This window comes from Stenoxybacter acetivorans DSM 19021, assembly GCF_000745895.1.
Lineage (GTDB): Bacteria > Pseudomonadota > Gammaproteobacteria > Burkholderiales > Neisseriaceae > Stenoxybacter > Stenoxybacter acetivorans.
The window spans coordinates 12337-33302 of record NZ_JQKE01000027.1; the positions used below are offsets into that span (position 1 = coordinate 12337).

At 44.0% G+C, this 20966-nt stretch carries 17 protein-coding genes and 2 pseudogenes; 14 read left to right on the top strand and 5 right to left on the bottom strand.

Translation table 11 applies throughout. The annotated features are described in order from the left end of the window. Positions 1-161: 161 nt before the first annotated feature. The 4 genes from Q384_RS04960 to bioD all read left to right on the top strand — a co-directional run bounded on the left by Q384_RS04960 (position 162) and on the right by bioD (position 5369). Entirely contained in the window at positions 162-1319 is a 1158-nt protein-coding gene (locus tag Q384_RS04960) for an 8-amino-7-oxononanoate synthase (RefSeq protein WP_037586352.1), read from the top strand. 271 nt (positions 1320-1590) lie between these two features. After that, positions 1591-3708 carry a hypothetical protein gene (locus Q384_RS04965; protein ID WP_037586353.1) on the top strand — a complete coding sequence of 706 codons (2118 nt, stop codon included), beginning with the start codon at positions 1591-1593 and terminating at the stop codon, positions 3706-3708. A gap of 159 nt (positions 3709-3867) precedes the next feature. Continuing rightward, positions 3868-4722, top strand: a complete 855-nt coding sequence (locus Q384_RS04970) for a malonyl-ACP O-methyltransferase (RefSeq protein ID WP_084224400.1) — start codon at positions 3868-3870, stop codon at positions 4720-4722. Next, positions 4719-5369, top strand: a complete 651-nt coding sequence (gene bioD / locus Q384_RS04975) for a dethiobiotin synthase (RefSeq protein WP_037586354.1) — start codon at positions 4719-4721, stop codon at positions 5367-5369. The genes Q384_RS04970 and bioD overlap by 4 nt, the downstream gene beginning before the upstream one ends. A gap of 108 nt (positions 5370-5477) precedes the next feature. Here bioD and Q384_RS04980 read toward each other — a convergent pair whose 3' ends face one another. Together Q384_RS04980 and Q384_RS04985 are read right to left on the bottom strand one after the other, a co-directional pair. Further along, positions 5478-5804, bottom strand: a complete 327-nt coding sequence (locus Q384_RS04980; protein WP_037586355.1) for a type II toxin-antitoxin system PemK/MazF family toxin — start codon at positions 5802-5804, stop codon at positions 5478-5480. Beyond that, on the bottom strand, positions 5805-6068 hold the full coding sequence (locus Q384_RS04985; protein ID WP_037586356.1) for an AbrB/MazE/SpoVT family DNA-binding domain-containing protein: 264 nt from the start codon (positions 6066-6068) through the stop codon (positions 5805-5807). 380 nt (positions 6069-6448) lie between these two features. Between Q384_RS04985 and Q384_RS04990 the strand changes: the two genes are divergently transcribed. After that, the gene (locus Q384_RS04990) at positions 6449-7603 is read left to right on the top strand and encodes a porin (RefSeq protein ID WP_037586357.1); all 1155 of its coding nucleotides are present in this window, start codon (positions 6449-6451) and stop codon (positions 7601-7603) included. Positions 7604-7994: 391 nt separating this feature from the next. Here Q384_RS04990 and prfA read toward each other — a convergent pair whose 3' ends face one another. Next, positions 7995-9071, bottom strand: a complete 1077-nt coding sequence (prfA, locus tag Q384_RS04995; protein WP_037586358.1) for a peptide chain release factor 1 — start codon at positions 9069-9071, stop codon at positions 7995-7997. 407 nt (positions 9072-9478) lie between these two features. On the opposite strand from prfA, the gene Q384_RS05000 reads away from it, so the two are divergent. The 4 genes from Q384_RS05000 (at position 9479) to Q384_RS05015 (ending at position 14025) form a co-directional block, all read left to right on the top strand. Beyond that, on the top strand, positions 9479-9808 hold the full coding sequence (locus tag Q384_RS05000) for a DUF485 domain-containing protein (RefSeq protein WP_037586359.1): 330 nt from the start codon (positions 9479-9481) through the stop codon (positions 9806-9808). Next, a complete protein-coding gene (locus Q384_RS05005) occupies positions 9808-11484 on the top strand; it encodes a cation acetate symporter (RefSeq protein WP_037586360.1) in 1677 nt (558 codons plus the stop codon). Before Q384_RS05000 ends, Q384_RS05005 begins: the two co-directional genes overlap by 1 nt. 189 nt (positions 11485-11673) lie before the next feature. Further along, complete coding sequence (locus tag Q384_RS05010) at positions 11674-13449, top strand: acyl-CoA dehydrogenase family protein (protein WP_037586361.1); 1776 nt, start codon at positions 11674-11676, stop codon at positions 13447-13449. Positions 13450-13701: 252 nt separating this feature from the next. Then, complete coding sequence (locus Q384_RS05015; protein WP_037586362.1) at positions 13702-14025, top strand: hypothetical protein; 324 nt, start codon at positions 13702-13704, stop codon at positions 14023-14025. 76 nt (positions 14026-14101) lie between these two features. On the opposite strand, the gene serS is transcribed toward Q384_RS05015, so the two are convergent. After that, positions 14102-15397, bottom strand: a complete 1296-nt coding sequence (serS, locus tag Q384_RS05020; protein ID WP_037586363.1) for a serine--tRNA ligase — start codon at positions 15395-15397, stop codon at positions 14102-14104. Positions 15398-15541: 144 nt separating this feature from the next. On the opposite strand from serS, the pseudogene Q384_RS14490 reads away from it, so the two are divergent. From Q384_RS14490 to Q384_RS14255, 5 genes and pseudogenes are all read left to right on the top strand, one after another. Further along, positions 15542-15640: pseudogene (locus tag Q384_RS14490) on the top strand (hypothetical protein); the annotation flags it as partial. Positions 15641-15968: 328 nt separating this feature from the next. Further along, a complete protein-coding gene (locus Q384_RS05025; RefSeq protein WP_037586364.1) occupies positions 15969-16481 on the top strand; it encodes a hypothetical protein in 513 nt (170 codons plus the stop codon). An 11-nt stretch (positions 16482-16492) separates the two neighbouring features. Next, positions 16493-17308, top strand: coding sequence for a hypothetical protein (locus tag Q384_RS05030; RefSeq protein ID WP_037586365.1), 816 nt, complete (start codon positions 16493-16495; stop codon positions 17306-17308). A gap of 72 nt (positions 17309-17380) precedes the next feature. Next, positions 17381-17899: a hypothetical protein gene (locus Q384_RS05035; RefSeq protein WP_037586366.1), complete on the top strand. Its 519-nt coding sequence runs from the start codon at positions 17381-17383 to the stop codon at positions 17897-17899. Between the two features lie 11 nt (positions 17900-17910). Continuing rightward, entirely contained in the window at positions 17911-20739 is a 2829-nt protein-coding gene (locus Q384_RS14255) for a calcium-binding protein (RefSeq protein ID WP_037586367.1), read from the top strand. Here Q384_RS14255 and Q384_RS13610 read toward each other — a convergent pair. After that, positions 20722-20966, bottom strand: a pseudogene (locus Q384_RS13610) (ISAs1 family transposase); the annotation flags it as partial. The gene Q384_RS14255 and the pseudogene Q384_RS13610 overlap by 18 nt on opposite strands.

Here is a 20966-nt window from a genome sequence, read left to right on the forward strand (position 1 = left end):
GTGCGCCATGCACGGTTTCCGTTTCAGGCAGCCTGATACATTGCCTGTTATTCTGCTGTATCAATGACATGATAAACACCAATTACAGTGCTTCGCCGCATGAATGATGAATGCAGTGTCATATCCTTTAAACCAAACATCACTTATTTTCAGCCACAGAGATGACTACTCTTCTTGATGACTACGCCGCGAAGCTCAACATTTTGCGCCAACAAGGACGTTTACGGCGGTTTTCCCATGCGCTCGGCAACGGCAAAACCATTTTGCTTAACGGCAAACCGCTGCTGAATTTGGCATCGAACGATTATTTGGGCGTGGCGGGAAACGCGGTTTTGCGTGAACGTTTTTTTGCGGAATCGGTATATGCCGATTCTGCTTTGGGCAGTGTCTCATCACGCTTGCTCATTGGCAATCATGCCGCGGCAGACGAATTGGAAACAGCAATGGCGGCGCAGTTTGGGCGCTCGGTATTGTTGTTTAACAGCGGTTATCACGCCAATATCGGCATTTTACCCGCCGCCAGTGATAAGCATACTTTGATTTTGGCAGACAAATGGGTGCACGCGAGTTTAATCGACGGCATTCGTTTATCCGCTGCCCGCTGTGTGCGTTACCGCCACAACGATTTGCAGCAGCTGCGGCAACTATTGGAACGCCATGCTGATGATGTCGGCATTAAACGCATTATTATCGTTACCGAAAGCCTGTTCAGTATGGACGGCGATGAAGCGGATTTGTTGGCTTTGGTTCGCCTGAAACAACAATTTCCGAAAGTCATGCTGTATGTGGACGAAGCCCATGCGTTTGGTGTCCGCGGCAAAAACGGCTTGGGCTGTGCCGAAGAGCAAAATGTATTGGCGGATATTGATTTTTTGGTGGGTGCATTCGGCAAAGCCGCCGCTTCTGCAGGCGGTTTTGTGGTGTGCCATGCGTTGCTGCGCGATTATTTAATTAACACCGCGCGTCCGCTGATTTTCAGCACCGCACTGCCGCCTTTGAATTGGGCGTGGACACTGTTTGTGTTTGAACAATTAATCGGTTTTAAGCAAGAGCGCACCCGATTGCAGCACATCGCCGCTTTGCTTCGCCAAGCCGTGCAACGCCGCTATGGTGCGTGTGCATCAGCCAGCCATATTGTTCCGATTATCACTGGCAGCGACGACAGCGCGGCAGACAAAGCCCGTACTTTTCAGGCAGCCGGTTTTTATGTATTGCCGATACGCCCGCCCACTGTTCCGGAAAATACTGCTCGGGTGCGCCTGTCGCTGCGTGCCGATTTAACCGACGATGATTTGGCGGCGTTGGTTACTTGTGTGTAGCTGATTTCAAATGTGATTTTAACAATCGCTTGTGTTAGGCGATGCTGTATCTGCATCAATCGTATTAACAGGGATAAGGGTTTTTACAGGCTGCCTGAACAGCAGCATAATCGTGAGCATATTGGTGCGGCAATCTGCCAAACTGCATACAATTGATGAAGGTGATCGGCGCGGACGCGATGATGATCGAGAGCTGTCTTAGAGTGATATTGCTGATCGCGGAAAACCGATTTGTGAGTTAGGCGTGATATAAAAACATTTGGGTTATCAAATGAGAAAAATTTTAGCGGTTTTAGCGGCATTGCTTGGTTTATTTGTAAGCGGCATATCGGCGGCAGACGGCATACCCTCAGAGGAAATGCGAGAATTTGAGTTTGCGCTGACAGATATTTATTATCCGCTTTTGAGCGAAGAACAAACAGAGATATTGAAAAATAAAATGCCCTATGGAATGTATATTTGGGGCGAGTATGAGGGACTGGTTACGGAAACTGAAAGCCTCAGTAATTTGGTGGAGTTAATACCGCATTACATCGCGTTTGGCGCCGGATTGCCCGCGAAAAGCGGGAAGGTTGAGGTGAGCGAGTCAATACAAGCCAAAAACGCAACAATACAAGATGGAAAAATTCGTTTCAAGTTGCCAAAAGAGATAGATAAAAGCGAGGAAGTATATGGAACAACAAGGAAAGGTTCTATACCGCTTACAGGTTTTCAAATATCGATGTCGATCGAATATCTTAGCGAAACATTGGGCGAAAAACCATACCACAATAGCAATTTGGGTATATCATTTGACAATCGTTATTTCACCTTTGGTTTTTCTATTGCGCCTTACGCGGAAGAAAAACTGGAAGGGGCAAGCCGCAGAGAAATAGATTATTATACTAAACCGCACCGTTATGTCCGCGAAAGTATGTCGCCTTTACCTAATGCGGTCGCCAATCTTGTAGAAAAAGATTTCGCGCCTTGGGAGGGAATTAAAATGTGGGCGATCGGCGTAATATCGGAGGTAAATAAAAATGGTTCGTTATCGGATAAACCAATAATTACAAATTCTAATCCGTATGGCAGCAATTATCTTTTTGATGAGCCGCTTTTGTCTTATAATACAAAAATATGGAGTATTCCCAGCAGTGATGGGTTTGACATGAGAAATCACATAAGTACAGATGGAATTGATGTAACTTTGAACAAAAATATCCCCAAAAATATCGATCGCATTCGCGCCCGTTATATCAATAGAGGCGTATTAGAGCAATTTACGCTTTATACTAACGCTAAATATAAATCCGCGAATGCTGCAAAGTATGATCAGTCATTAACTACATTTTTATTAGCTCAAACAAAAGTGCGCGGAAAATTATTTAGGATCGACGGCGCGGCGGCTTATAATAAAAATATAAACAACTTTAATACAGATTCTAATTGCCTGTTTGATTATGGTGTTCAATTTCTTCAAGATAGAGAAGTGAGATATTTCAGCAGACCAAAGAGCGTTCAGAACAGGAAAGATAAGTATGAAGATTGGGAATACAACAAAATAACAGGCAGTGATGTTTCGGCGGTATTAGCGTTTGAGAAAGAGATAAAAGAGTGGTTCGCAAAGGAAGAAAACAGCAAAGAAAAAACAGCCGCCTGCGGCGAACTGCTTTCTCACGCAAAACATATCTTGACTGCTTCAAAGGAGCAGTTGAATAAGGAGTTTGACGAAACATATAAAAGCGTTGGCGCACAATATATGAAAATGCAAAATTTTATGAAAGAGGTAAAGAAAAACAATCCCGATGGGCGGTTTGTTACTAAATATCCTAATGGAGCGGAGTTTTCGGGAAAATATCAAGATAATGGAAAAATTTCCGATCAAGGCGCGGTAATGAAATATCCAAACGGCAATGGTTTTTATTACTCTCCTAAATTGGTCGATAACGATCCGCTCTCGCATATTACTTACGGCGAAATTAGAACTTTACCGCACGGCGGCACCCCCTCTTGTAGAGCAGGACAATTTATAGACGGCAAAGCGGAGGGCGAGGGTTATTTGACGCAATACGAAAATTTTATTAACGAAACTCCCGGTTGTAAGTTTGGCGGAGATTTTCATAATGGCATCGCTGTTAAGGGAAAGCTGGAGCTAACATGGACAGTTAATGATATTCGCTATGAACTAACAGGTAATATGATAAACGCAAAGATCGAGGGAAGCGCGGAGTTCGAAGTATATTGGACAGAGACAGGATCGAGAAAAAAATACACGCTTATTTTTGAAAATAGTTCTATCTCAAACAGCGGCGGGCTTGAAGATAAATATCTTAATATAATAAAAACTCGTCTTAAAACCATATTTCCATTACATTGCGATGTGTGGAAAAAAGTGGGGATTGATAAATGAAAGAGCGTCCGCTCTGAAATATTGTTCTTAAAATATAGCCGAATAAGTAAAAATCCATCATTACGGTATGGATTTTAATATTTAATATAATGTTTTTAAATGGTTATTTATGATTAAAATCTGTTCTGAATAATGAAAAGTAAAGTTATTCAGCGATAAATGGATTATCAAGCAGGCAACCAATACAATTCCGTACAATCTGTTTCTGAAAACAGTTTTCTGAACACACAATATAAAACAGACTCAAAATACACCATGCCAATGCTCAATAAACAGCGCATAGCCCAACGGTTTAACCGTGCCGCCGCTACCTATCACCGCCATGCCGTGGTGCAGAGCAATGTTTGCCGGCAATTGATGTGGTGGGTAAAAACCCATTGCCCTCAATCGTTTGAACGCGTTTTGGAAGTGGGTTGCGGCAGCGGCAACCTTACTCGCTTGTTACAGCAGTACATTAAAATTAACCGGCTGTATTTAAACGATTTAAATATGGGTAATCTCAGCCAAAAGCCAGTAGGCATTACCCATATTGAAGGGGATATGGAGCGCATTCGGCTGCCTGAAAACCTTGATGCCATTTTTTCCGCTTCTGCTTTGCAGTGGGCAAATCAACCCGCGGCATTGTTTGCCCGTTTCGCGCAAGCCTTAAACCACCAAGGTTGGCTGTGCTTTGCCGCTTTCGGTACGGATAATTTATCGGAAATACGGCAGATATTGGGCGTGGGCTTGGATTATGTTGGTTTTCAGGCAGCCTGTACGCAATTGCCCGCATTGGGTTTTGAAGTGTGCATGTGGCATGAAGAGCGGCAAATTTTGTTTTTTGAACATGCCAACGCTGTTTTGCGTCATTTGCAAGCCAGCGGCGTTACTGCTGCTGGCGATTATTGTTGGAGCAGGGGCGGCTTGCAGCGGTTTGATGCGGCATATCGGCAGCTGGCGGCGCAACACGGCAACGATACGCGTTACCCCTTAACATACCACCCCATTTATTGCATCGCCAGGAAAATTTCATGACAGGACAAGTCTATTTTGTCAGCGGCATTGATACCCACATCGGCAAAACCTATGCCACCGGTTTTTTGGCACGGCAATGGCAAGCGCAAGGCATGCGCGTGATTACCCAGAAACTGGTGCAAACCGGTAATGATGCTTTTTCCGAAGACATTGCGGAACATCGGCGCATTATGGGTATTGCACGGCTGCCTGAAGACATCAGCGGCATAACCGCACCCGAAATTTTCCCTTATCCCGCCTCGCCGCATTTGGCGGCTCAGCTGGCGGGGCGGTATTTGGATTTAGCTAAAATCCGCGCGGCAACCCAACAACTGCGGCAACGTTATGATTTGGTTTTACTGGAAGGTGCGGGTGGTTTAATGGTGCCGCTGACAGCAGATTTACTGACTATAGATTATATTGCCGCACAACAATACCCCGTGATTTTGGTAAGCTCCGGCAGACTGGGCAGCATCAATCACACGCTGCTCAGCCTCGAAGCACTGCACAGGCGCGGATTAAGTCTTTATGCGTTGGCGTATAACTTGCGTGATGAATCGAAAGACAGGCTGATTTCACAAGACAGTGCCGCTTTTTTGCAGCAACAATTACTTCAGTATTTTCCCAATGCGCAATGGTTGGAAATACCGATATTGGCTGCGGCGTAACGGTGTTTTGCATTTCAAAGCAATATATGTCTCAGGGCAATATATTAAGGCAGCCTGTTTTGTTCTGTTAGTGCACAAAATCAGCTTGAAAGACATATTATCATTACACTACTGAAACAAGGTTGCTGCAACAGCAAGAACCTCGTCCATAATCACATCAGGTAAAGTATCCACTTTACGCCCGTTTCTGGCAATTAAATCAAGCGTTCTGGGTTGATCACAGCGCACAATGCCGGTGATTTTAATACCGTTGATTGGTACAGCAAAACCAACACGGCGGGCAAAACCGCCGCCGTTGGTAATAGGTAGAACCACAGGACATTGTGTCAGTTGATTGAAAGCGTCAGGAGACACAATCAATACAGGACGGTTTCCTCGCTGTTCATATCCTGCTGTCGGGTTTAAATCCACAAGGTAAATATCGCCGCGTTTCATTTAAATTAACTCTTTCCCAACAGCAGAAGCATCAAACCATTCCCGCTCTTCTTCTGATAAAGGATATACATTGTTTGCTTGCGCATCAGCCAACAGCTCTGTCAATGTATAGTGTGGCTTTTGTTTGGGTATTACGACCAAATGACCATCGGCAACCGTTATATTGATTGCAGCACCCGCCTGTAAATGTAAAATATCCAAAATTGCCGGCGGAATAGCCAGCATCACCGATCCGCCAACCTTGCGAAGATTGGTTGTGTGCATAGTAACACCTCTTTAAAGTTATATTTTAGTATAATTAAAAATGCACGTTTGAGTCAAAACATTAATAACGCATATTAAGAAAGAAACCAAGTTGTGAAAAAAATACAACACTAAAAAATAAGTCTGGTTTTGTGTAAAAGCAAAGAGAATTAAAATTTAATTCACTGAAAAATAATAAAATATTTAACAAAAAAGGACTTCAGGTAGCCTGAAATCATCATAGGGCAGGCGGCAAATACACAATCAAATTTGTTTTTTTACAACGAAAGCATTATATTTCTCTCCATGTAATCGCTGACGCGGCGATTAAAGCAAAACTTTTCAAGGCCGCATGATGCGGTTTGAAGTTTTTTTTCACTTATTTAAAAAGGAAGACAGCAATGAAAAAAACCCTGATTGCTCTGGCTTTGACCACTCTGCCGGTTGCCGCTATGGCTGAAGTTACTTTGTATGGTCAAATTAAAGCTGGCTATGAAGCCAGCTCTACTAAAATTAGTGGCATCAAAGATGTAAAAGACTGGGGTAGCGGCGTAGAAAACGGTATCGCTGACTACGGTTCACGCATCGGTTTCAAAGGCAAAGAAGATTTGGGCAATGGCTTGAATGCTATTTGGCAAGTTGAATCTAAAGTGGGTTTGGCCGACGGTAAAACAAATACCAAAAACCAATTTGCTACTCGCGATTCTTTTATTGGTTTGGAAACACCTTTCGGTAAAATCCGCGCCGGTTATTTGAGCAACTACTCAAATTCTGATATGGAACAAGTAGATCCGTGGGAATACAATAACAGCGTTTTGGGTCTGGGTACATTTACTCGCTTTGATACCCGTTTCGCTGGTGTTCGTTACGATTCTCCTGAATTTGCCGGTTTTAGTGCTTCTTTGTTGTACTCTCCCAGCGACAACAACAAAGGTTTGGCAACTGACGCAACCGGTACCTATTATGGTGGTACTGATTCCAGAGATGATGCTGCTGCACGTCCTGCTGTTGCTGATAAAAAATCTAAAGATACTTACAACGTTGGCTTAAGCTACGAAAATGCCGGTTTCTTTGGTAAATATTCTTATGAATACCACAAAAACAGTGCCGGTACTTTCAACGGTCAATTACACCGCTTAGAAGCTGGTTATGATGCCAACAACCTGTTGGTGGCTGTGGGTTACCAAAACGCCAAAAACCTGTTAGGCTACAATGATAAGGCAGATGCTTTCTACATTGTTAACTATGGCGGTAGCCCAGTGCGCACCCAGGAAGCTGTGATTACTGCCGGTTACCATTTCGGCAATGTGTTCCCGAAAATTTCTTACGCACACGGCTGGGATGTTAAAAGTGCCGGTACTGGTAAATCTGAAAAATCTGCAAACACCAAATACGACCAAATCGTATTGGGTGCGGACTACAGCTTCAGCAAACGCACCACTGCCAACGTACAAGCTGGTTGGTTGCGTGAAGGTCGAGGTCTAGATTACTTAGGTGAAAGTAAAGGTAAACAAACTACCACTGCTTTCGGTGCTGGTCTGAAACACGTATTCTAATTAAACCCGACTGGGTCTGTGATTTGGCTTAGTGCCGAGTACGTTAAACAAAAAGCTGAATCTTTCGGGATTCAGCTTTTTTTATCGGCAGAATAAAGGCTTACGCTGTTGGTGTTTTTAACCAAAATAATCAGCCGTTGCTGAACGATTACGAAAGGCACAGTGATTTCTGTGCCGTTTCGTTATGCTGCATTTGAATGAAATCAATAGGCTGCCTGAATAGGTTTCAGGTAGCCTATTGCTGTGTTGGCAGAAGATAGGGCCAAATAAGTAAAAAGTCCATTATTCCAGCACGATTTTTAATATTTAACCCTATGTTTTTAAAAAATTATTATGATTGTAACCTGCTCTGAATACTGAAAAATAAAGTTATTTATCCATAAAACCAAAATCACGCTGCCAGTTGTGCCAGCAATTCCGCTTGATGTTCGGCAATCAGCGCGTTGGTTAATTCACTCAAATCACCGTCCATAATGAAATCAAGTTTGTGCAGGGTGAGGTTAATGCGGTGGTCGGTAACGCGGCCTTGCGGGTAGTTGTAGGTACGAATGCGTTCGCTGCGATCGCCGCTGCCGATCAGGCTTTTTCGTTCAGCGGCTTCTTTGGCGTGGGCGGTGCGTTTTTGCTGTTCATGCAAGCGTGCCGCCAGCACTTTCATGGCTTGTGCCTTATTGGCGTGCTGTGAACGCCCGTCTTGGCATTCCACCACAGTGCCGCTGGGTAAATGAGTAATGCGCACGGCTGAATCGGTTTTGTTGATGTGCTGCCCGCCCGCGCCGGAAGCTCGGAAAGTGTCAATGCGCAAGTCGGCGGGATTCAATTCGATAACTTCCAACTCATCGGCTTCAGGCATCACCGCCACGGTGCACGCCGATGTGTGAATACGCCCTTGGCTTTCGGTTACGGGAACGCGCTGAACGCGATGCCCGCCGGATTCAAATTTCAACTGCTGATACGCGCCTAAACCCACCAAGCGCACGATAACTTCTTTATAGCCGCCCAAATCGCTGTCGCTGGCGGACACGATTTCGGTTTGCCAGCCCTTGCGTTCGGCAAAGCGGCTGTACATGCGCAGCAAATCGCCGACGAATAATGCCGCTTCATCGCCGCCTGTGCCGGCGCGGATTTCAATAAAAATATTTTTGTCATCGTCTTCGTCTTTGGGCAGCAGCAGTTTTTGTAATTCTGCGTCCAATTCACTCATGCGTGCTTGCGCCGCTTCGCATTCTTCAGCGGCAAATTCTTTCATATCGGGGTCTTTAAGCATTTCTTCTGCCGCCGCCCAATCGGCTTGGGATTGGGTGTATCGGCGATAGGTTTCCGCCACCGGCGTGATTTCAGCGTGTTCACGGGTGAGTTTGCGGTATTGATCCATATTGTCGGCAACATCGGGGCTGCCCAATAGACGGGTAACTTCTTCAAGCCTGTCGGTAAGCTGCTGCAATTTTTCCAGTAAAGATGGTTTCATGATGTGATTTGAGATAAGTCAAGCCAATATTTTAGCGTATCAGGCTGCCTTTATGTGAATGCTGATGTGGTGTTCGGGTGGTTTTAATGGTTGAATTGGGTTATTTGTTAAGCTGGGTTAATTTCATTTTTTAAGCCATAATATGTTGTTTTTTATTATTTATTGCAGTGCAACATTCATGAAACCGATAGCAGGCATCAAAAAAAAAAATTAGCCAATATCGGTGCGGTGCTTTCTAATGCACCCACACAAAACGAATACAACACAAGTGCCGATGAAAAACAGCACCTTGCATGGCGGTAGAAATAAACCGCTGGCAGCAACATGAGTGCACTCAGGCAGTTTGTTTTTATTGGTTTTGAAAAAATGCAGCAGCGATGCCAAGACTACATAATAAGGAGAGAAGCATGGAGCAGCAATTGGTGCGTCGGGTATTGTCCAACCCTGAGTTTCAGCGCATGGCACGCAAAAAAGCCATTTTGGGCTGGTCGTTTTCAGTCCTGATTTTTTTGGTTTATGTGGTGTATATCTCGTTTATGGGTATCAGCCCCGAAAGTTTCGGTGTGCCGGTATTTGACGATGGTGTAACCACATGGGGCATTTATCTTGGCTTATTTGTCATTTTATTCTCGTTTGTTATTACTGCCATTTATGTGCATAAAGCCAACGGCGAATACGAAACCATGACGCAAGAGGTGGTGCGTGAAGTCAGTACCCAAATCAAGGGAGAAAATTAATGAAAAAAATACTCACGGTGCTGATGCCCATGCTTGCCGCTTCGGCGGCATGGGCTGATGCCTTTACAGGTGAAGTAGAAAAGCAGGCGATTAACATACCCGCGATTATTATGTTTTTCATTTTTGTGGGCGCAACACTTTACATCACCTATTGGGCAGCCAAACAAACCAAATCCACCAAAGATTTTTACACCGCCGGCGGCGGCATTTCCGGATTTCGGAATGGCTTGGCGATTGCGGGCGATTTTATGTCTGCCGCGTCGTTTTTGGGGATTTCGGCAATGGTTTATACCACAGGCTACGATGGTTTAATTTATTCCACCGGTTTTTTAGTGGGCTGGCCGATTATGCTGTTTTTGGTTGCCGAACGCTTGCGCAATTTAGGGAAATTCACTTTTTCTGATGTGGTTGCCTACCGCTTAAAACAAACACCGGTACGTGTGTTTGCGGCAACAGGTACTTTATTGGTGGTGATGTTTTATTTGATTGCGCAAGTGGTGGGCGCGGGAAAATTGATTCAATTGCTGTTTGGTATGGACTATATTTGGGCAGTGATTATTGTCAGCGTCTTGATGATTATGTATGTGTTGTTCGGCGGTATGCTGGCAACCACATGGGTGCAAATCGTAAAGGCAGTGATGCTGCTGGCGGGCGCAACCTTTATGGCGATCATGGTGCTGAAATTTTCCGGCTTCAGCTTTGAGGGTATGTTCAAGAAAGCCACCGATATTCACGAAAACGGCACAGCCATTTTACAGCCGGGCGGTTTGGTAAAAAATCCGATTGATGCCTTGTCGCTGGGCTTGTCGCTGATGCTTGGCACGGCGGGTTTGCCGCATATTCTGATGCGTTTTTTCACTGTGCCTGATGCCCGTGAAGCGCGTAAATCAGTGGTGGTGGCAACCGGATTGCTCGCTTATTTCTATATCCTCACGTTCATTATCGGCTTTGGCGCGATTATGATGGTTACCAAAGACAATCCTGCGTTTTTCACTGAAATGATTCGTGATGGTAAAACAGTGTATGAAATGATAGGCGGCACCAATATGTCTGCTGTGCATTTGGCAGGAGCGGTGGGCGGTGATTATTTCTTGGGCTTTATTTCTGCGGTTGCGTTTGCCACGATTTTGGCAGTGGTTGCCGGTTTGACCTTATCAGGTGCATCGGCAGTGAGCCATGATTTGTATTCCTCTGTGATTAAAAAAGGCACGGCCACCGGCCGCCAAGAATTATTGGTGTCGCGCATTACTACCTTGGCTTTGGGTGTGTTGGCAGTGATTCTGGGTATTTTGTTTGAAAATCAAAATGTCGCGTTTATGGTGGGCTTAGCGTTTGCGCTGGCGGCTTCAGGCAACTTCCCGATTTTAATGCTCTCCATGTTCTGGAAAGGTTTAACCACGCGCGGTGCGGTGGTGGGCGGTTTCGTTGGTCTCGGCGTAGCAATGTTGCTGATTGTTTTGGGTCCCACGGTTTGGGTGAGCGTTTTGGGGCATGAAAAGGCGATTTTCCCCTACGGCAGCCCTGCTATTTTCACCATTCCGCTGGCGTTTATCGTGGCGTGGATTGTGTCAATTACCGATAATTCAGAACAAGCCAAGCACGATAAAGCCGGTTTTGAAGCACAGTATGTGCGTTCTATGACAGGCATCGGTGCATCGGAAGCATCAGACCATTAATTGATTTTCTAATGAGTTATTTATATGTAAAAAAGCTGCCGAAATTTTTCAGGCAGCTTTTTATTGTTTTTTTGATTGGCGAAGCCTAAGATAAGAAATAGACGTGCGCGCCGTTATGGCAAGCCGTTGCTCTGCAACAACAATCAGGATTATTTGGCGTTGAACCATTAAAACAGGAGAAATAAAACCATGACTTATCGTGTTCCTTTAAATGAACTGCGTTTTTCTCTGCAAACACACGGCAGGCTACCTGAAATTTTGTCACTGCCCAATGCGCTGGGCTTGGATTTTGATACCGTTGATGCCGTGCTGGCGGAAGCGGCGAAGTTTGCCGAAAATGAATTGGCAGCAACCAACCGCACGGGTGATTTAAACGGCGCAAAACTGGCAAACGGCAAAGTGATCACGCACTCCGATATTGCAACGGCATATCAACGGTTTTGTGAAGCGGGTTGGATGGGTTTGCGTGCACCGGAAGCATATGGCGGGCAAGGCTTGCCGGCATCGGTGGCAGCGGCTTGCGAAGAAATGTGGTGTTCCGCCAATTTGGCGTTTTCTTTATTGTCAATGCTTACTTTGGGCGCGGCTGAAGCCATACACAACCATGCCAATGAACAACAAAAACAAACCTATTTGCCCAAAATGAGTGCCGGATTGTGGACAGGCACAATGAATTTAACCGAGCCGCAAGCGGGTTCGGATTTGAGTCAAATCAATACAAAAGCCACGCCCAAAGACAACGGCGCGTATGCCGTCAGCGGGCAAAAAATCTTTATTACATGGGGTGAGCAAGAATTAACCGAAAACATTGTTCACTTGGTGCTGGCGCGCCTGCCCGATGCCCCCGCCGGCGTAAAAGGCATTTCTCTGTTTATCTGCCCGAAATACCTGCTTGATGAGCAAGGCAGCACAACCAATCAAAAAAACACAGTGTCCGTGGTGTCGCTGGAACACAAAATGGGCATTCATGCCAGCCCAACTTGCGTGATGCAGTTTGAGGAAGCGGAAGCGTATTTGGTGGGCGAAGCCAATAAAGGCTTGGCGTATATGTTTACGATGATGAACCATGCGCGTTTGTGTGTGGGCATTGAAGGACATGCGGTGGCGGAACGTGCTTTTCAGGCAGCCGCATCCTATGCCAAGGAGCGGGTGCAAGGCCGCGGTGCAAACGGTGAAAAAGCCGTTATTATCCAACACCCCGATGTTCGGCGTATGCTGGCGGTGCAAAAAGCCGTTTTGGCAGCACAGCGCGCTTTGTATTTTCAGGCAGCCGCCGCCATTGATACCGCACGGCATCACCCCAATCCGCAAGAGCAGCAGCGCGCCCAAGATGAGCTGGGTTTTTTAATACCGATTGTTAAGGCGTGGAGTACTGATAACGGCACAATATTAACCAACACAGCAATGCAAGTATTCGGCGGCATGGGTTATATTGAAGAGAGCGGCGTGGCGCAATATGTGCGCGATGTGCGCATTACCGCCATTTATGAAGGCACAAACGGCATACAGGCACAGGATTTAATCGGGCGGAAAACGGCGGGCAACGGCGGCAAAGCTGCCCGTGCGTTATTGGCGGCGGGTGAAGCACTGGCGGCGAAATTAAGCGGCGATGCCGAAGATTTGGCGGAAAACTTAACGCAGGCATTGCGGCTGGCTGAAAGCGGCGTAGACTGGGTTTTGAACAACACAGCAACACAAGCGCAGCAGGTTCAGGCAGGTGCAAACGCGTATTTGCAGCAAATGGCGTGTACTTTGGGCGCAATCGCTATGGCACGGCATTATCTGGCGGCGCAAGAAGCGTTGGCAGATGTGGATAATGCACCGTTTGATGAAGATTTTTATCACAGCCAACAACACATTGTTCGTGTCTTTTTTGCCCAAATATTACCGAAAATTCATACATACGCCGCGCAAATGCAATACGGCAGTAAAGCCATATTGGATTTGCCGGCGGAAGCATTTTAAATATACCGCAACAGCATTGCATGAACGCGGTGAAAAAAGGCGGACTGAATGGCAGCAATGCGGTGCAGCCCGCTCGTTATGGCAAAGAAGCCAATTCAATTAACTGAATACTGTGTAATTATCAGCGGATTAAGAATATGTATTCAAAATGTATGAGAAGCAGAAAAACACCAATGTTTTGAATAAAATGCTGATATTTTTTGTAATTAACTTTTTGATAATTTTTTTGATAATTGAAGATAGGATTTCAAGATGATTGTAAATAAAATTTATCGATTATGGGTATTAAGCGGTTTGATATTAGGATTAACCGCTTGTACCTCCATATCCACAAATGAAGCAGCAAAAATCTACCAAGAACAAGGCAGTATTGCCTTGTATCGCTATCAAGCAAGTCAGCTATTGGGAGTGAACGAACAAGAGATTGAAATCCAAGAGCCATTTCAATCTACATTAAACCGTCGTAACTACTTGGCTATCACGAAAGGAAAATCCTATCATTGCTCTTTGGGTATATTCACGAGTGTCGTATCAACTTCGATTGTGAATGCTCAGTGCAATCCAATTAACCAATAAAGCGGTTTAAATCAACAGGCTGCCTGAAAAAGTTTTCAGGCAGCCTTTATTTATATAAGCCGAAACAAGCGGTAAGTTACAGGCTGTACAACACGGTTTCACCGCCCAAATAGGGCTGTAAAGCAGCAGGAATACGAATACTGCCGTCGGCTTGCTGATGGTTTTCCAATACCGCAACCAAGGTTCTGCCCACAGCCAAGCCTGAGCCGTTTAAAGTGTGTACCAAACGGTTTTTGCCGTCGGCATCTTTAAACCGTGTTTGCATACGGCGGGCTTGAAAGTCTTCGCAGTTGGAGCAGCTGGAAATTTCGCGATAAGTGTTTTGTGCGGGCAGCCACACTTCCAAATCATAGGTTTTGGCAGCGGAAAAACCCATATCACCGGTACACAACACAATCACGCGATACGGCAATTCAAGCAATTGCAGAATTTTTTCGGCGTGCCCCACCATTTCTTCCAAAGCGGCATCAGATTCATCGGGGCGGCGGATTTGCACCATTTCCACTTTGTCAAATTGATGCTGGCGAATCAGCCCGCGCGTGTCTTTGCCGTATGAACCGGCTTCGGAGCGAAAGCAGGGCGAATGAGCAGTGAGTTTTTTCGGCAATTCATCGGCAGATAAAATGCGCTCGCGCACGGTATTGGTCAGCGAAATTTCGGCAGTGGAAATTAAATATTGTTTTTGCTGGGTTTCATCGCCGCCGCGCAAAACATGAAACATATCATCGGCAAATTTGGGCAGCTGTCCCGTGCCGAACAGAATTTCGGGATTCACAATATAGGGCGTGTAGTGTTCGGTATAGCCATGCTGCTGAGTGTGGGTGTCCAGCATAAATTGTGCTAAGGCACGGTGTAAACGCGCCATCGCCCCGCGCATAAGCGTAAACCGCGCGCCAGACAACTCTGCCCCCGCTTTAAAATCCAAGCCCAAAGGTTCGCCCACATCAACATGGTCTTTCACTTCAAAATCAAAAACGCGCGGCGTGCCGACACGGCGCACCTCGATATTGTCGTTTTCGTCTTTGCCCGGCGGCACACTTTCATGCGGCAGATTCGGTATCCCCATTAACAAATCATCTAAAATTTGCTGAATGCGGCGGTATTCGGCTTCGGTGTCGTCCAGATCGGTTTTGATTTGCGCCACTTCTGCCATAGCGGCAGCGGCTTTATCGTGTTCACCTTTGCCCTTAAAAACACCGATTTGTTTGGATACGCTGTTGCGCTGTGCTTGCAATTCTTCGGTGCGCATTTGCAATTCCTTGCGCTGCTGCTCCAATTGCTCAAAAGCGGCAGTGTCCAATACAAAGCCGCGCTCAGCCAGCTTGGCGGCGACCGCATGAACATCTTGGCGCAATAATTGAATGTCTAACATGATTGGGAAACTTTGTGAGGAAAATGAAAAAGATTTTTTCACGCTTCCGTGAAAAAAACAATAGCCAAGCCCTTGCATTGGATATTATTGCCCGTTTCCAAATCGGCAATGATTACTTAATTCGGCGAAGCGGGCGATGATACTTTAGACGGCGGCAAGGGCAATGATCTGTTAAGGGGCTGCTGCGGACGCGCTAGGGCTTATTTATCTTGTAATCATTATTATTTTCAACAGGTTGCATAAAAACAACAAGTGTGTAAAAAAGTAAATATTTTAGAGATTTTCGTTGATATTTACAAAATAACGCATAAAATAGCACCTAGCCAAGGGCTTACTTATTTATTGGGTTGTTGCTGTTAAATCCTGCGGGGGATTGGCAATGCTGGCGATATTTTGGGTTAAATTATTTAGACAAGCTGCCTGAAAGCATGGGACTGAGTTTCCACGCTTTCAGGTAGCTTGTTTGCGTTTAAAAAAGAGATAAATTTCTGCATCTTAAAATTGAGTAGTTTCAGGCAACTTGTTTGTACTTAAAAGAGATAAGTTTCTACACTCAAAAAAGGAGTAAATAATGGGTGGTTTTATATTGCTGGTTGTTTTCTGCTTGTATTGTTTATTTATCTATCAAGTACAAAATATGCTATTTAAAAAAATTAAAAATAAGCTGGGTATTTGGAAAATACCTGCTGCTATTTTATTTTGGATAGTGATGTTTTTATTGCCTGTAAGCGATGAAATTGTTGGTTATTGGCAATTTCGGAAACTATGCCAAGACCCGAATGCCCATCATATGAATTGGGAAAAAATAAAGGGAAAGGAAGTCTATTCAGATGATATTGGTAATCATCTGACTGGATTTGCTATTCCAATTTATAACAGGCGAATCAATTTTTATGATATGGAAACCAATGAGGAGTATGGTTTTTATAATTTTTATCGAGCCAAAGGAGGATTTCTTGTTAGGCACATTATATCAGGTTCACCACCAATAGTTTTTGGGGAAAATGCAAAATGCTATGCAAACAGCCCTCCTGAGTTATACAAATTGAATAAATTTACCTCAATTCCCAAAATCAATAAATAAGGAGTTTTAAAATGAACAAATTAAATAGCGTGTATATCAATGCTCTTTTGGCAGATGCTGCTTATGTGGAAGATTTAGCAACGTTAACTGGTGGTGCACTTGCTGATGCATTAGAAACCCGTATGACTAAACCTGTTGCCAACTTTATCGGTAACAACTTTGAAGTCATTACCCAACAAGAAACTGGCGATATTATTATTATCAGTTCAGGTTTTGATGCCACCGTTTGGCGCGGTAAAGCCAATACAGATTATGATGGACAAGTTTATCTTTCCATGCGAGGGACAGAACCCGGCTCTATCATAGGCGGTGATGGTTTAGCTGATGTTGATTTGGCTTTTAATTCCGCTGCCCGTAAACAAATTGGCGATATGGTGAACTGGTGGCTGCGCGCTTCTGCACCCGTAGGTGAAATGGCAAAACAAATTGCTTATGTAGAATTGCCGACAAACTATTTACCTAATTTCTTTATTACCGGTAATGAAGTTGAAGGAACGGGCGAATTAGCCGATGTTACCAGCGTTTATATCAATGGGCATAGTTTAGGCGGGCATTTAGCCAGTGCATTTGCCCGAATTTTTGGTGGTTCAGTAAATATTAGCGGTATTGATACCTTTAATAGCGCAGGTTTTCTGGCTACCAGCGAGCTGGTTTTTATCAATATGGCATGGGCTTTGGGTATTTCAGACGGTGATTTTTACGCAGGACAAAATAATTATTTTGCTGAAAACGGCATTAACATAACTACCAATGATTGGTATCATAACCAAATTGGTGAAAAACAGGAAATTTTTAATAAACAGGCTGCTTGGAAATATTGGCATTAAATTGAGTAGTTTCAGGCAGCCTATTTTTATTTAAAAAGATGAATTTTAATCACCTTAAAAAAGGAATATTTGATGTCTGGTTTGATTGCTTTGATTGTTATTGGCTTGTATTGCTTATTTGTTTATCAAGTACAAAATATGCTGTTCAAAAAACTTAAAAACAAGCTGGGTATTTGGAAAATACCCGCTGCTATTTTATTTTGGATAGCAATGTTTTTATTACCCGTAAGTGATGAAATTGTTGGTTATTGGCAGTTTCGAAAGCTGTGCCAAAACCCAAATAGTTACCATATTAATTGGGAAAAGATAATAGGAAAGGAGATTTATAGAGATAGTGTTGGCACTCATTTGATAGGTTTTGCTATTCCTATTTATTATAAGCACATTGTTTTTCATGATAAAGAAACTAATGAAGAATATGGCTTTTATAGTTCTTATGAAGCAGAAGGAGGTTTCCTTGTCAGGCATATGGGTTCATCTTCGTCACCAATGGTTTTAGTTTTTTGGGGGAATACAAAATGCTATGCAAACAGCCCCCCTGAGTTATACAAATTAAATAAATTTACCTCAATTCCAAGGATCAATAAATAAGGAGTTTTAAAATGAGCAAATTAAATAGCGTGTATATCAACGCTCTTTTGGCAGATGCTGCTTATGTGGAAGATTTAGCAACGTTAACCGGTGGTGCACTTGCTGATGCATTAGAAACCCGTATGACTAAACCTGTTGCCAACTTTATCGGTAACAACTTTGAAGTCATTACCCAACAAGAAACTGGCGATATTATTATTATCAGTTCAGGTTTTGATGCCACCGTTTGGCGCGGTAAAGCCAATACAGATTATGATGGACAAGTTTATCTTTCCATGCGAGGGACTGAACCCGGCTCTATCATAGGCGGTGATGGTTTAGCCGATGTTGATTTGGCTTTTAATTCCGCTGCCCGTAAACAAATTGGTGATATGGTGAATTGGTGGTTACGCGCCTCTACACCTGTGGGTGAAATGGCAAAACAAATTGCTTATGTAGAACTGCCGACAAACTATTTACCTGATTTCTTTGTTACCGGCAATGAAGTTGAGGGAACGGGTGAATTAGCCAATGTTACCAGTGTTTACATCAACGGGCATAGTTTAGGCGGACATTTAGCCAGTGCCTTTGCCCGAATTTTTGGCGGTTCAGTAAATATTAGCGGTATGGATACCTTTAATAGCGCAGGTTTTCTGGCTACTAGCGAGCTGGTTTTTATGAATATCGCATTAGCTTTGGGTATTTCAGACGGTGATTTTTATGCAGGGCAAAACAATTATTTTGCTGAAAATGGTATTAACGTAACCACCAATGATTGGTATCATAACCAAATTGGTGAAAGACAGGAAATTTTTAATGAAGAAGGAACTGGTTTTCCAAATCACTCCATTTATAAACTTGTCGATACTTTGGCATTAGGTAATCTGTTGGCGCAATTAGACAGAAATTTAACCTTTGAAACATTAAATGATTTATTGAGCAAAGCCAGCAATGAAATGGAATCTTCTTTGGAAAAAGCTCTAGATCAGTTCCGTAAATTGATTTTAAATAAAACCGATGATACCTCAATTGGCGATGCTTCAGATAGCCCTGAATCTCGCATCAATTATCACGAAAATATTGAAGAATTTCTTGAAGAACTGAAAAACAATGATGTACTCCAAAATTTAATAAATTGTAATAATCTTCAAATTCAGGCAACCAATGCCGCATCAGCTACTCAAGACAATGATATAGGTTTGGCAAACCGCTATGCTTTGGTCGAACTCAATGCTTTTGCGCTTGTCGGCATTGATTATACTCAGCACAATGACAATGGTAAATTGGATTTATACGATGCTGAAAACAGCACAGGGCAAATGACCCGAAATTGGCTGATAGACAGACATCAATTTTTATACATTAAAAAGATTTTTGCTATCTATGATGTGGATTATCAAAATGTAGATTTAAATAAGTATTCTGAATTAAGCCAATTTAAAACTCAGAATTTAAAAATCACCGATGCCGAAGCAAATATATCCATTGAATTGGTTGGCAGCACTGGCGAACCACAACAAACCATTCAATTCGGCGGTTCAGGTATTGATAATTTAGTAGGCGGTGAGGGGTACGACCATTTATACGGCGGCGACGGCAAAGATACGTTGGATGGCGGTGCAGAAGATGATTATTTAGAGGGTGGAATGGGATTTGACGGCTATTATATCAAAGGGCGCGATACCATTTTGGATATAGACGGCAAAGGCGTTATTTGGTTTGGCAACAACGGCGGCGCATCAATGAGAACCCGTTCAGGCGGCAGCCAAAGCATCAGTCCATTGTTTGAAACCGTTGCGGGCAGCAATCGCTGGGAAAGTTTGAATGAAGAAGGCAAACCCGACGGTATGTTTTTGGCTTTCCGCACAGGGCAAAATGATTTAACCATTTCGTATCGCCCCGACGGCAGTTCGGTTTTAATCAAAGATTATTTCTTGCAAGCCTCATCAAATGGAGACGGCTACAGCGGCGTACTCGGTATTGAATTACAAACCCAAGAACAAAGCAAAGATGGTTATAAAATTTACAACGGCGATCAAATGCCACCCTTAGCCGGTAGTTATCCTGACTATTATAATTGGTCGAAAGTCTATTACGATACCGCCACCGGTGAACTGGTTGGCGGTATTTCTTCGTCCGGATTTGCCGATGTGATTCGCGGTTCGGCAGAAAAAGATTTGATGCAGGGTTTTCGCGGCGACGATGCCTTAGACGGCAGCGACGGCGACGATATTATTTACGGCAATGAGGGTGATGATTTATTAACAGGCGGCAGCGGCGCGGATCAGCTTTACGGCGGCGACGGCAATGATTTTATTTTAAGCAGTTCGTATTTAAATATCTATCGACGAATCAGCCCTGATGATCAATGGGAACCACCCGCAGGTTACTCTGTGATTAAAGCAGGTTCAATGTGGGGTACTTATGGTGGCAATGGTATAGTCCTTTTTTCAGGAACAACCAAAACTCAAATCAAATCCGGTATTTCTGAAGGCGATGTGGTTATCGGCGGCAATGGTGATGATCTTATTAACGCCGGTTGGGCAAACGATTATCTTCTCGGTGATGATCTTGAAGAAGGTGATAAAGACGGCAATGACTATATTGAGGGGTTGGCAGGCGATGATGTGATTTATGGCGGGGGCGGTGATGATTCTTTATGGGGCGACGGCATCACTTATAGTGGTTATCTCAATACGGTACCGAGTGAATATCACGGCAAAGATTATTTAGACGGCGGCAGCGGCAATGACAAAATCATGGGACAAGGCAATAATGATACCTTATATGGCGGCGACGGCAATGATTTGATGGAAGGTGATCAGGGCAATCGCATGAAAGATTTAACACAGTTTCAGTAGTTGCTCACGGTAATTATCAGAGGTAGCCGCCAGTAATCGCTGTACTTTAATGCCACCTTTGCGCTTCACAGGTGATAGGCGGATTAGGTTAAGAGATATGCGGTGTAATATGGCCAAGTTATGAGCAGCGAAGCCATTTCTGGCTCGCATTTGATCATCTTTAAAAGCAATATCCATGCACCAATGCAAACTGTTTTCAATGCGCCAATGCAGGCGTATGACGTGAT